Source organism: Petroclostridium sp. X23, from assembly GCF_030013905.1.
Classification (GTDB): domain Bacteria; phylum Bacillota; class Clostridia; order SK-Y3; family SK-Y3; genus X23.
Genome location: NZ_CP124862.1, coordinates 3057525 through 3070844, shown reverse-complemented (window position 1 = coordinate 3070844; position 13320 = coordinate 3057525). Strand labels below are relative to the sequence as shown.

Genomic DNA, 13320 nt, shown 5'->3' with positions numbered 1-13320 from the left:
GTCAATGGTTTGAACTGGGACTGAGGACGTGAACTTATTTTACGAACAGCAAAATAATAACTTCCGAAATATTCTACGAAAGAGGTTTTGGGTATGTTTTTTGATTCACATGCACACTATGATGATGAACGTTTTGATATAGATAGAGAAAAACTGCTTGACGGTATGAAGAATGCCGGAGTCGATTATGTTTTGAATGCCGCGGCAAATGTGATTTCTTCAAAGGAGTGCATCAAGCTGGCCGGCCGGTATGACTTTATATATGCGTCAGTAGGAGTGCACCCTCATGATGTAGAGGAAATGCATGAAGAAACAATAGAGGAGCTTGCGGAACTTTCGACAGAGCCTAAAGTGGTGGCAGTGGGTGAAATAGGACTTGATTATTACTATGACCATTCACCCAGAGAAACTCAAAAATACTGGTTTCGCAAGCAGATACAGCTGGCAAAGCGGCTAAATCTGCCGGTGATTATACATAATCGTGACGCGCATGCAGATACTATGGAAATAGCCGTTTCTGAAGATATATCTACCATAGGCGGAGTGCTGCACTGTTTTTCCGGAAGCTGGGAGATGGCGAAGAAACTTTTGGATATGGGTATATATATTTCTATAGCAGGGCCTATCACATTTAATAACGTGGTGAAATCCGTGGAAGTAGTAAAAAATATGCCTATGAATAGGATGTTAATTGAAACCGATAGTCCCTATCTGACGCCGGTACCTCATCGAGGGAAAAGGAATGATTCCACCTATATGAGGTATACAGCCGAACGGATAGCGGAATTGAAAGGGATTCGTGTTGAAGAAGTAGCAGAAAAAACCACTGAAAATGCGAAAAGACTTTTTAGGATATAAGATGAAAATACTTTGTTTACAGCTTGCAGTTAATAGTTTATATAAATAACTAAATTCAAACTTAAAAATTACCAAGTTATATCACACGAGTCTTTGTGGGGACGGATGACCCTGTCCGCCCGGTATATTGTTGCATAATCTGCGGGTGGACAGAGTTGTCCACCCCTACAAGAACTCGCATAATATATAAGTCGGAAAATTATAATTCTTCATTTGGGTAGCTATAGAAGAGCAACAGAACATTAAAAATCTGTGAACTGTGGACGGTGAACTGTGAACTGTCATCAACTTTTAATCACCAAAACACCAGCCTTTCATATACTGGTAATGAGTAAAAACCATTATATGTGAGGGAGGAGTTTATCTAATGGAAGACAAGAGAAAATATATGCCGGAAAAGCCCGAAAGACCGGGGAAAGAATATACGCCACCTGTTTCACAGCCTACACCACCAATGATGCCGCCAATGGCACAGCCTATGCCGCAACCCATGCATCAGCCGATGCCATGGTGCCCGATGATGCAGTACGGCGGCTGTCCAATGATGCAGCCCCAAATGCCTGGGATGTATCCGCAAGGACCAATGGGTGATATGGGCTGCGGTGATCCAATGTACGGTGGGATGTATCAGCCTATGCATGGAGGAATGTACGGATACAGTCCTATGCCTGGAATGAATGATATGTGCAATCCTATGTATGGCGGAGCATATGGATATAGTCCTATGCCCGGAATGGGTAGTGGATACAATCCTATGTATGGCATGCCAGCCATGCCGGGAATGGGTCATCCGGGAATGAAAATGCCTGAAAAAGAATAAACCGCATAAAAGAATATACATATTCAAATAGTAATAGATGGTTATTAACCAGAATATGATTGCCGTATGTAAAGACAGTATGATCTTGGTCTACAAAGATCGTACTGTCTTTTTTATTATTTTAGCATTAATTGTATTGCCTGTACATAAATTATTTGAGGGGCTTTTCCAAAAAAAAGATAGTTGCATATATGGTTAAAATTAGATATATTGGTCTATAATATAGGTAGTTTCCATGTTCAAGATGGTAATTATACCATTTGGTGGGATTAGATTTGACAGAATTGGAAAAATGGAATAAAATAAGCTGGTTAAAATTCAATTTAGGAGGTAGAAAGATGCATTTGAATGGCAAGGTAAAGGAATTTGCCCGGTCAGTTCGCATGTTTTTTCTTACACTATTTATTGTTGCATCACTGATAGCGTCAGCATTTAATGCGGTAATTGCAAGTACAAAGGAAGTTTGCATCACAGATGGCCAGGAGGTTACATATGTAAAGTCCTTAAAATCATCGGTGAAAGAACTTCTGGAGGAGAAGAATATAAAACTATACGAAGGCGATGAAATTTATCCGTCGCTGGAAGAAAAACTCCAAAAGAATCAACAAATAGTGATTAAGAGGGCGGTACCGGTAACTATACTGGTAGACGGCAACGAAATAAATATTAAGACAGTAGAAGAAACCGTTAAAGATGTACTTGCGCAAGCGCAGGTTCAAGTGAATGAGAAAGACAAGATCAATTTCAGTATAACAGACCAGATCACAGCAGGTATGAAAATTAATGTGGTGAGAGTTGCGGAGAAAATTGAAACGATAACAGAAAAAATTCCTTTTAATGTTATTACGCGGGCTAATGAAAGAATGGATAAAGGAAAGAGCCGTACCGTGCAACAAGGCAAGGAAGGAGTTCAGCAGAAACAATATCAAGTGGTCTTGCACGATGGCCAAGAGGTCTCAAGGGACTTAGTAAGTGACACTACAGTATCTGAGCCGGTAGATGAAATTAATGAATACGGCACGGTAGCAGTTCATAAAACTTCCCGTGGAGAAACATTTAGATATAAAAAGATTGTAAATATGCGTGCAACGGCCTATGATCTTAGTTATGAAAGCTGTGGGAAGAATCCAGGAGATAAGTATTACGGAATTACATATACCGGAATGAAAGCAAGATATGGAGTCGTTGCCGTTGACCCAAAGGTTATTCCGCTGTATTCAAGATTATACATTGAGGCCGCAGACGGCTCATGGGTTTATGGCCATGCTGTAGCAGGAGACATCGGCGGTGGAGTGAAAGGCAACATTATTGATCTTTTTTATGATGATCATGATTTTGTAAAAAATTTCGGAATTAAAAAAGTTAAAGTATATATGTTGGAAAAATAAATGCGACGCCGGGCTTTGCCCGGCTTTTATATTTTTATGATCATGATATAATAAATATTTATAATAAACATTATTACAAGGAGGTTATTTATGGACAGGCTCTCATCTCCAAAAGTACTAAAAGAGGTAATAAAAAAATATGGTTTCAGGTTTAATAAAAATCTCGGACAAAATTTCTTAATAGACGCAAATGTTCTTGATAAGATTGCTGAGGCTTCAGGGATTGGAGAAAATACCGGTGCAATAGAAATAGGGCCGGGGATCGGTGTGCTGACCCAAGTATTGGCTGAGCATGCTGGAAAAGTTGTAGCCATCGAATTGGATTCCCATCTTATACCGATCCTCAATGAAACCCTGGGGCAGTATGACAATGTCAAAGTGATTAACGCGGATGCGTTAAAGATAGATATGAATGCAATTATAAATAATGAATTAGCCGGTATGAACGTAAAGGTCGTTGCAAATCTACCCTATTATATTACTACACCCATTATTATGGATTTGCTGGAGAAAAGGCTGAATATTGATAGTATTACTGTAATGATTCAAAAGGAAGTAGCGGAGAGAATGGTAGCCAAGGCGGGAGAGAAGGAATATGGAGCGTTAAGCGTAGCGGTACAATATTTTACTGAGCCTAACCTGATCATGACGGTACCGCCGCACTGTTTTATGCCCCAGCCGAAAGTGGAATCCACTGTAATCAAACTGGATTTGCGGAGACAACCTGCTGTAAGTGTACAAGATGAAAAGCAGTTTTTTCGTGTCGTAAAAGCTGCTTTTGGGCAGAGAAGGAAAACGTTGGTAAATGCATTATCCAATTCGGGATTATTCACCATGTCAAAAGAGCAGATAAGAGAAACCTTAGTAAAACTTGAGATTCAAGAAAATCGGAGAGGTGAGACGTTAACAATTATGCAATTTGCAGAGCTTGCAAATGCAATTTTTTAAAAAAAAATTAATTTTTTAAAAAAAATCTCTTTCAAAAAGAAGGATTTTAAAGTATAATGTAGAATATAAATAGAATTAGGGTGAGGATTTGGTTTTATCCTAAATTTTATAATTATGTCTGATTGTTAAAAGTGTAACAAAATGAGAACAGAGGATTTAGCTACATAGTAAGTATTATTAGTAAAAAATGCATATCATTTTGACATCATATAAAAAGCATATTAGAAAATAATATTACAGAAGACCTTTTATGGTCTAAGGCATAATTAACAAAGTGTTGAAATTGCGATTTCGCAATAACATAAAATTAATTTCTTGAGGGGAGAATTCTAATGAGTCCAAACAAAAAACTGCAAGCATGGATAAAAGAAATGGCTGATATGTGTCAACCTGACCAAATTTACTGGGTTGATGGTTCACAAGAAGAAAATGATCGTTTATTGAAAGAAATGGTTGATGCCGGAATGGCTACACCTTTGAATCCCGAAAAGCGCCCTGGGTGTTATGCTTTCAATAGTGATCCGTCTGATGTTGCCCGTGTAGAAGACAGAACTTATATTGCTTCTAAAAAACAAGAAGATGCAGGTCCAACCAACAACTGGATTAATCCTGAAGAGCTTAAATCAACAATGAGAGACTTATATAAGGGTTGCATGAAGGGAAGAACCATGTATGTTATTCCTTTCTCCATGGGACCGATTGGTTCACCTATTTCCAAAATCGGTGTTGAATTGACTGACAGTCCTTATGTTGTAGTAAACATGCGGATTATGACTCGTATGGGTAAACAAGTGCTTGATGTTCTTGGTGAAGATGGAGATTTTGTACCGTGCTTACATTCCGTAGGTGCTCCATTGGAAGAAGGACAAAAAGATTCAAGCTGGCCTTGCGCACCGATTGAAAAGAAATATATCAGTCATTTTCCGGAAGAAAGAACAATTTGGTCTTATGGTTCCGGATATGGCGGAAACGCTCTTTTGGGTAAAAAGTGTTTTGCATTGCGTATTGCTTCGGTACAAGCTCGTGATGAAGGGTGGTTGGCTGAGCATATGCTTATCCTCCGTCTTACTGATCCGAACGGTAAGAAAACATATGTTGCAGGAGCTTTCCCAAGTGCATGCGGCAAGACCAATCTGGCAATGCTTGTTCCGACTATTCCGGGATGGAAAGTTGAAACAATCGGAGACGATATCGCTTGGATGAAATTTGGTGCAGATGGACGCTTATATGCGATCAATCCTGAAGCAGGATTCTTTGGTGTTGCACCGGGTACTTCCATGGATTCAAATCCTAATGCGATGCTGAGCATAAAAGAAAATACCATATTTACCAATGTCGGATTAACTGATGATGGAGATGTTTGGTGGGAAGGTATCGGTTACGATGCTCCGGATCACCTCATTGACTGGAAAGGCAAAGATTGGGCACCTGGTTCCGAAGCTCCGGCTGCTCATCCGAATGCTCGTTTCACAGCACCTGCCAGCCAGTGTCCGGTAATCGCTCCTGAGTGGGAAGATCCTGCAGGAGTACCGATTTCTGCGATTTTGATCGGAGGACGTCGTCCAAGTACTATTCCATTGGTACATGAAAGCTTCGATTGGAACCATGGTGTGTTTATGGGTTCAATTATGGGTTCGGAAATCACTGCTGCGGCAATTACTGACAAAGTTGGTCAAGTACGTCGTGACCCGTTTGCGATGTTGCCTTTCATTGGCTATAATGTATGTGATTATCTACAGCACTGGCTGAACATCGGAACAAAAACCGATGCGAGCAAATTGCCGAAGATCTTCTATGTAAACTGGTTCCGTAAGGATGATAGCGGTAAATGGTTATGGCCTGGATTTGGTGAAAACAGCCGTGTACTCAAGTGGGTTGTTGAAAGAGTTTCAGGTGAAGGTAAAGCAGTACAGACTCCTATCGGTTATATGCCCACAGAGAATGCAATTGATACTAACGGGTTGGATGTTAGCCCTGCTGACATGGAAGAGCTTCTGAAAGTAGACAAAGAAAAATGGCTGCAGGAAATCGCTTCTGTTAGAGAGCATTATGCTAAATTTGGTGAAAAACTGCCTAAAGAATTGATTGCACAGCTTGATGCGTTAGAAGCAAGATTAAGTAAATAATAATTTAAATAAGATAGGCTGCATATGCAGCCTATTTTTTATACAGCTTTATTTTTCTTGGATGGGTAAAACGGTGTAGTGTCCAGTGAGAGATATACCGGAAGACCATCTTCCATTGTCAGTTCGGGTTCGCCGATGATAAGAGGTTTAAGATAATCGATTAATTCTAGGGTAATATCATTTCCTTGTTCATTGATCCATTTCCGTGGAACATGCTTTTCAACATTTGCTATTTCTGTAATATCTACACATCCGATAGATACTTTATATTGTTCTGCCGAGAGCCTATGAAATACCATCATTTTAGCTGTAAGACCATTTTCTGCTGCTTTTACTGCTTCACAACCGATATGATAAGCTTCGTCCAGATCAGTCTTTGATGCCATATGCATCGCACATCTTTGAAGGACATTCAACTCAATAGAGCGGACTTTGCAGTGCAGCCTGTTTCTAACTGCATTTTCAAGCACTTTGGCGGTACCGCCAAGGGGTTTATGTCCAAAAGCATCGGTATTGGCATGACCAGCTGATTCACAAATATATTGGCCGAAAATGTTCTTAATTCCCTCAGAGACAGCAATTACAACGCTTTTCTTTTCCTTTTGCGCCAGCTTGATATCTTGGATGAATTGATCAATGGAAAAAGGAACCTCCGGTAAATAAATGAGGTCAGGGCTTGTGTTGTAGTTGCAGCGGGCAAGAGCGGACGATGCAGTCAGCCAGCCTGCATTTCTGCCCATGATTTCAATGATGGTCACCGAATCGACATCATATATGGTACTATCCCGTGATACTTCCAGTACGGTAGTAGCAACAAATTTTGCTGCCGAGCCGAATCCTGGAGTATGGTCGGTACCAATCAAATCGTTGTCAATAGTTTTGGGGACTCCAATAATGTTCATAGGATAAGATGTTTTTTTTGCATATTCAGAAAGTTTTAATACCGTATCCATAGAATCGTTTCCGCCTATGTAGAAGAAATACCGGATATCATATTCTGCAAAAATATCAAATATTTCTTTATAGTACTGGGGATTCGTTTCTGATGGGGGCAGCTTACAGCGGCATGAGCCAAGATACGCTGATGGAGTATATTTTAAAAGTTTGTAATCATCTCTTGTACTAATTTGAGAACCAAAGTCGAAAATCTGCCTTTTTGCAACACCTTCTATGCCATTGATAGCACCGTAAACATTTTTTATAAGACTGCTTCTCATTGCTTGCTCTACAATACCGCATAAACTTGAATTAATTGCTGAAGTAGGGCCTCCTGATTGCCCTATTAAACAGTTGCCTGACAATTGATACATTACAATCTCTCCTTAATTAATATGTCATAATTCTAATTATATTATATATAATACATCATAATTAGCAAAAAAGCAATAACAAAAAACACACAATACAGTGTGTTTTTTTAATATACTATCAATAAGACATATTAATTATGACCTTTATCTTCTGCTAACTTTCCAATATTCACAAATACTTGCGAAAGATTTGTTTTAGAAATCTTTCCGGTTATTCTGTAGTGGCCCTCTTTTACATGTTCTACCACGGGCATGCTGTCGATTCTATGCTCCATGATCTTTACGGCGGCATCCAAGATGGATTCATCATCATTGGTAGTAATAATATTGGGCATTCTAGTCATGATGACACCAACAGGTACATTATGAATATTCATTTTTCCCATAATACTTTTGAGAAAATCTTTGCGTGATACCACTCCGCTCAAGTACCCTTCGCCATCTACTACGAAAATAGTTCCCGCATCCTTCAAAAATATTCTTACAATGGCATCATGTATTGAACACTCCTCCTGAACATAAACAGCAGGAGATTTTACGTCTTTTACCTTTGCAGAAAACATTCCGGTGTCAAACGTAAAACCCAAAGGCTGCTCATTAACAATGTAGCCAACGTTGGGCTTGGCATATAGAATTCCTGAATGGGTCAGTAAGCTTAAATCAGGACGGATGGTGGGCTTAGAGTATCCCACTTTTTCGGCAATATCGTTTCCGGTAATGGGTTGAAATTTTTCCACTATTTCAATGATCTTTTTTTGTCGTTCTGTTAAATTCAATTCAAACACCTACTTGGCTACGTTTATTTGTGAATAACCTTATTATATCAGTATTTTAAGATATTATAAAGAGAAATAATCCATGCTATTTTTTTGAGAAGCGTTGTACAATATAATCTCTAGCATTTAATTCCACAGCATCATCTAACACCGGTAATTGTGTAAAGCTATCCGGATAAGCTCTGCTTAGGGCTTTAGAAAGAACATAGTCCGTTAAAGCAGGATTTTTAGGAAATAAAGGTCCATGTAAATAAGTACCTATTACGTTCTTATAAATTACGCCTTCATATCCATCTTTGCCATTATTCCCATGTCCGTATTCCACGATTCCCAATGGTTGATGATCATTGATATGGGTTCTGCCTCCATGATTTTCAAAGCCTACAATTTTTTCTGTTTTGCCCAACAGTTCACTTTCGATGACTACATTTCCGATGAGCCTGGTGTTCCCCATTTCTGTGTATATGTCCAGTACCGACAATCCCTCAATAGATTGGTCTTTGAGTTTATAATAATGCCCCAGTAATTGGTATCCGCCACATACAGCAACCACCACACCATTATCTTCTACGTACTCATTGATATCTTTTTTGATTTCCTTTAAGCGGTTACATACCAGCAATTGTTCCCTATCTGAGCCGCCGCCTAAAAAGATAATATCCAATTGGCTGAAATCAATATCATCGTTCAACTCATATTCTTTAATTTCTACGGTTATACCCCGCCATTCGCATCTTTTTTTCAAAGACAGGATATTACCCCTATCCCCATATAAGTTGAGAAGGTCAGGATAGAGGTGGCCGATGGTCAGTTTGAAGTTGTTCATATTCATATCATTATCATCTCCAGAATAAAATAGTTCACAGTTCACGGTTCACAGCATGCTGGACGAGGATGTGATAAAGTCCGATTCAGCACATAGAGAAAATCGAACTTGGGGACTGTCCCTGCTGTTTGCATGGGTTTGGCATAACAGAGGGATTGTCCACATGTTTGATTTTCGAACGATTAAGCACTTTATCAGCATCAATATTCCTTAGTTTTCTCTAACGACTTCAGTATATTCTGCGTATTAAAAAGAGCGGTATAATTCACCAATATGTAGCACACTTCTCCACTTCGATTAATAAGGTCGATAATGGCGGATCGAATATCATCTGCGACAGTCACATCACCTTTTTGAATTCCGGCATATTTAAAGCGGACGGCAACATCTTCTTTTCTGATGCCTGATGCAATATAGCTTTGAATAGAAGGGACGACCAATCTTTCAAAGTCTACATCCCATATCCATGAAATATCTTTGCCATCTTGTGCATTATCATTTATAATCACCATAATATCTTTCTTTCTTGGGTCTTGTAGAACAGTAGAGATGGCTTGATTAAAACCTGCGGGATTTTTGGACAGATTAAATATAACAGGTTTCCCCAGGTAAAATGATTCCATCCGTCCGATTTGAGGTTTATATTGACTGAAGATATTATTGATTTCTTGCACTTTTATGCCAAGCAGCGCAGCCACACACATGGATGCGAGGATATTATATATATTGTAAAAGCCTTTATAGTTTAAATTAAAAGAAGCAGTAGTACAATCGTAAGCAACCTCAAATTGCAGGCCATCTTGGAGGTGAACATCAAAGGCTTTGAAATCCAAAACAGGACGTTTGAAGCCGCATGACGGGCAAAAGAAATCTCCCAGTTGGCTGTAATGGTAGTAATTATATTTAAGTTCCTGACCGCAGAAAGTACAGAAACGGCCCTCTTTTGTTTCATTAAGATTAATTTCCGAATTCTGATCTATACCAAAATAATAGCACTGCCGATGATTATTATAGCCAAAGCGTGCGGTAAGGGGGTCATCACCATTTAAGACCAGCGTAGCATCAGGTACTTTTTCCAAGGCTTGATTGAGCAATTTTATAGTAATGTCAATTTCACCATAACGGTCAAGCTGATCTCTAAACAGGTTAGTGATAACTATTTTTTGGGGAGTTAAGTGGTCGAAGATTTTAACGGCAGAAGCTTCATCCGCTTCTATACAGCCATAGTCGGCATTGAGATTTCCCAGTAAAGAGGCTGCATCTACAAAGGCTGTAACAATCCCATCCAGCATATTAGCGCCCACCCTATTACATACGACACTGTATCCTGACGATGTAAGCAAGTTGTATAGCATATTATTCGTAGTGGTTTTTCCATTGGTGCCGCATACAATAATAATTTCCTTTTTTACTTTGGAAGATAAGTCTTTAAGCAGATTAGGATATATTTTTAATGCGATATTTCCAGGGCCTGAGGACCCTTTTTTTCCGAGCAATTTGCTTAATATAATAGCGGTTTTTCCAGCCCATATCGCAAATAATTTTCGTAGGTAGTTCATTGATATCACCTTTTCTTCATTAGCTTAGCGCCATTATTAATGTTCAATTTCTATCAGTATTGCCAATTCATTTGGATTTTAACGGATATATTCTTTAGTGAGGAGTGAAAAGTGGGGAGTGGGGAGTTTTTTCCTCCATATACTAATAGAATTTATCTCATGCAGAATCCTTAATGGATATATAAAAAATTTTTTGCTTGAATGTATAACAACTGTAAAATCGGGTATACTCTATAATGACCTCACAAAATACATTGAGACCCCCTTTACTTATCTGGCGGTAGATTAATCTACCGCCACTTTTTTATTGTACATTACATGCATATCATTGTGCAACAATTTTGTACGTTATGTTTGAGTGATGCATATATTATAATATGAGTGTATTTTTTTTCAGGGTGAATGGGGGCATTGAAGTGTCATTTTACAAGCATTTAAAAAAATATATCCCGCTACAGGAGATTCAAAAGAACTTAGATGAAATAGAACGGTATCTGGATGATAAATCAGAGGACATGGAAGATGTATTAAAGAAAGTTTCTATAAAGAAAGCAAAGATAAAAAAACCAAAAAGCAAGAGTAAAGTAGATTCACAGTGGATGATCAAAACTGCATCTAAAAAAATAAAGATAGCAACTCGAAAATGGTCGAGACGCATATAGGGGATATCGGCGGGACAACGCTACCTTCTTAATCCTTTCTTCAACGTTTTTAGATAGTTTCTATCATTTTAGCAAGATAGTTGTTTATTAATTATTTTATCAGGGTAAATAATAAACATATTAAATTTAAGACATTTTACACGAATTCATCGTGATGATGGAGCTAAGAGGAAGAAGAACTGAAGATGATTTCATATAGAGGACATGTGAGAGGCACCAATTATTTGTATTGAATAGCGCCAAGTAAGGAAAGCTATCATATAATAAAAAATAACAGTGGAAGGGAAGTGCATTTATGAAAAAGTTATTCAAATGTAGTGTTTGCGGATATGTACATGAAGGGGAAGAAGCGCCGGCAATATGCCCGAAATGTGGAGCGCCGAAGGAGAAGTTCGTAGAGTTAGGTAAAGAAGATACCGATAAGATTTATGCTTCAGATAGAACGAATGACATACATATGGACATTATTCTATTAGCACGGAAGATTGCTCAATTGTGTGAAGAAGGTATCAAGTTGAATCTTGACCCTGCTTGCGTTTCAACATTTGAAAAAGCCAAAGATGAGGCATGGATTATCAAACAGAGAAGTAAAGCGGAGATCGAAGGTCACATGAAAAAGGGGAAATGGTAAGATATTGTATCGAATAAAAATAGGGGTATGGACTGATGAATTCAGTATCATACCCCTATTTTTATTCGAAAATCTATATCTTTAATTTGAGCTGTCCTTCCAGGTGGTCAATAAATTGGCGTGCTGTCCTTGGAGAGCGTCCATTATGCCGCATCTCCCATATCAGAGCCTCTCTTTTTAGATGATGTATATCGATATCTATATTACGTTGCTTAGCCAAACCTTCAACAATAAGTAAGTACTTTTCTTGATCAGGCGAAGAAAATGTAATCGTGATACCAAACCGATCGGATAATGAAAGTTTTTCCTGTAATGTATCTTGGCTGCCGATTTCATCTCTCGAGGACCGTTCGCTAAAATATTCCTTAATGAGATGACGGCGGTTGGATGTAGCATAAATCAGTACATTCTGAGGTCTAACTTCAATACCTCCCTCTAAAATCGATTTTAGTTCCCTATACGATGTTTCGTCACCTTCAAAAGAAAGATCATCAACAAATATGATATACTTCATCCCACGGTTTTGGAGCATATCCATAATCTGCGGCAAGTCAATAAGATGATATTTTGATACCTCAATAAGACGAAGTTTTTTATCTCCATATTCGTTTAACAATGCTTTAACGGTAGCGGATTTCCCGGTTCCCCTGTCTCCATATAGAAGTACATTGTTACAAGGAAGTCCATGTATAAATTGCAGCGTATTGGCGATGACTTCTTCACGTTCATTTTCATAGCCTATTAAATATTCAAAGCTAATAGGGTCAGGCTTCTCAATTCCAACAAGTGAAGAAAAAGTGTTTTGCCTATTCCAACGGAAAGCTTTAAATTTGTTAAAGATACCACAGCCATTGCGGAAATAAAAATCTGCGAGATGCTCGGATTCATCGGCCCAATCACTGGAGAGCAGCAAGCTTTGGATAATATCAGGGGCAGCGGCAGCTGCAGTATTGATTTCCCAGCAAGGCCAGGTTTCTATAGATGTTTTATCTCTTAATATAGTATGCAGCACCTTCCCGTTCAATTTAAACAGGGTCTGTAGATGTTTGAGATCATAACGCATAGTGTTCCAAAGCCCGTCGGATATCTCTTGTTTTAAGCCTCTTTCGCACGCAAGAGAGAAAATGTTTTCATCAGTAAGAATTAGATCAATGATATGATGCTGCCATAGATCACTGTAGATCCGTTGATTTACTGCATACTTATGCATAAGCAAACCTGTAAGGTGGTGATAGCAATCTATTAACTCTTCGTAAACGGGGGTGGGGTCATTTAATTCTTTTATAAGTTGGCAATAGGTATCTACAATTTCATCTCTTAAAATATTTCTGTAAATTGTAATCTTTGATAGAGATAATTGAGTTTTTTGGATAAGTCCTGTTAAGTCAACTTTCATATGTATACTCCTTGATAAAG

At 38.5% G+C, this 13320-nt stretch carries 12 protein-coding genes; 7 read left to right on the top strand and 5 right to left on the bottom strand.

From position 1 onward, the window contains the following. The first annotated feature begins 93 nt into the window (after nucleotides 1-93). The 5 genes from QKW49_RS14550 (at nucleotide 94) to QKW49_RS14530 (ending at nucleotide 6140) form a co-directional block, all read left to right on the top strand. Entirely contained in the window at nucleotides 94-858 is a 765-nt protein-coding gene (locus QKW49_RS14550; protein ID WP_282863389.1) for a TatD family hydrolase, read from the top strand. A gap of 367 nt (nucleotides 859-1225) precedes the next feature. Then, nucleotides 1226-1678: a hypothetical protein gene (locus QKW49_RS14545; RefSeq protein WP_282863388.1), complete on the top strand. Its 453-nt coding sequence runs from the start codon at nucleotides 1226-1228 to the stop codon at nucleotides 1676-1678. A 275-nt stretch (nucleotides 1679-1953) separates the two neighbouring features. Further along, entirely contained in the window at nucleotides 1954-3066 is a 1113-nt protein-coding gene (locus QKW49_RS14540; protein WP_282863386.1) for a ubiquitin-like domain-containing protein, read from the top strand. A gap of 90 nt (nucleotides 3067-3156) precedes the next feature. Next, a complete protein-coding gene (gene rsmA, locus QKW49_RS14535) occupies nucleotides 3157-4014 on the top strand; it encodes a 16S rRNA (adenine(1518)-N(6)/adenine(1519)-N(6))-dimethyltransferase RsmA (RefSeq protein ID WP_282863385.1) in 858 nt (285 codons plus the stop codon). Between the two features lie 332 nt (nucleotides 4015-4346). Continuing rightward, entirely contained in the window at nucleotides 4347-6140 is a 1794-nt protein-coding gene (locus tag QKW49_RS14530) for a phosphoenolpyruvate carboxykinase (GTP) (protein ID WP_282863384.1), read from the top strand. 38 nt (nucleotides 6141-6178) lie between these two features. Here QKW49_RS14530 and QKW49_RS14525 read toward each other — a convergent pair whose 3' ends face one another. From QKW49_RS14525 to QKW49_RS14510, 4 genes are all read right to left on the bottom strand, one after another. Next, the gene (locus QKW49_RS14525; protein ID WP_282863382.1) at nucleotides 6179-7450 is read right to left on the bottom strand and encodes a 6-phosphofructokinase; all 1272 of its coding nucleotides are present in this window, start codon (nucleotides 7448-7450) and stop codon (nucleotides 6179-6181) included. A 131-nt stretch (nucleotides 7451-7581) separates the two neighbouring features. After that, nucleotides 7582-8235, bottom strand: coding sequence for a helix-turn-helix transcriptional regulator (locus QKW49_RS14520; protein WP_282863381.1), 654 nt, complete (start codon nucleotides 8233-8235; stop codon nucleotides 7582-7584). 76 nt (nucleotides 8236-8311) lie between these two features. Continuing rightward, nucleotides 8312-9058 carry a glutamine amidotransferase gene (locus tag QKW49_RS14515; protein ID WP_282863380.1) on the bottom strand — a complete coding sequence of 249 codons (747 nt, stop codon included), beginning with the start codon at nucleotides 9056-9058 and terminating at the stop codon, nucleotides 8312-8314. 194 nt (nucleotides 9059-9252) lie between these two features. Then, a complete protein-coding gene (locus QKW49_RS14510) occupies nucleotides 9253-10611 on the bottom strand; it encodes a MurT ligase domain-containing protein (RefSeq protein WP_282863379.1) in 1359 nt (452 codons plus the stop codon). A 416-nt stretch (nucleotides 10612-11027) separates the two neighbouring features. On the opposite strand from QKW49_RS14510, the gene QKW49_RS14505 reads away from it, so the two are divergent. Together QKW49_RS14505 and QKW49_RS14500 are read left to right on the top strand one after the other, a co-directional pair. After that, nucleotides 11028-11273 carry a hypothetical protein gene (locus QKW49_RS14505; protein ID WP_282863378.1) on the top strand — a complete coding sequence of 82 codons (246 nt, stop codon included), beginning with the start codon at nucleotides 11028-11030 and terminating at the stop codon, nucleotides 11271-11273. Between the two features lie 295 nt (nucleotides 11274-11568). Then, nucleotides 11569-11904: a rubredoxin-like domain-containing protein gene (locus tag QKW49_RS14500; RefSeq protein ID WP_282863375.1), complete on the top strand. Its 336-nt coding sequence runs from the start codon at nucleotides 11569-11571 to the stop codon at nucleotides 11902-11904. Between the two features lie 73 nt (nucleotides 11905-11977). On the opposite strand, the gene QKW49_RS14495 is transcribed toward QKW49_RS14500, so the two are convergent. Further along, complete coding sequence (locus QKW49_RS14495; protein WP_282863373.1) at nucleotides 11978-13300, bottom strand: ATP-binding protein; 1323 nt, start codon at nucleotides 13298-13300, stop codon at nucleotides 11978-11980. Between the last annotated feature and the right edge of the window lie 20 nt (nucleotides 13301-13320).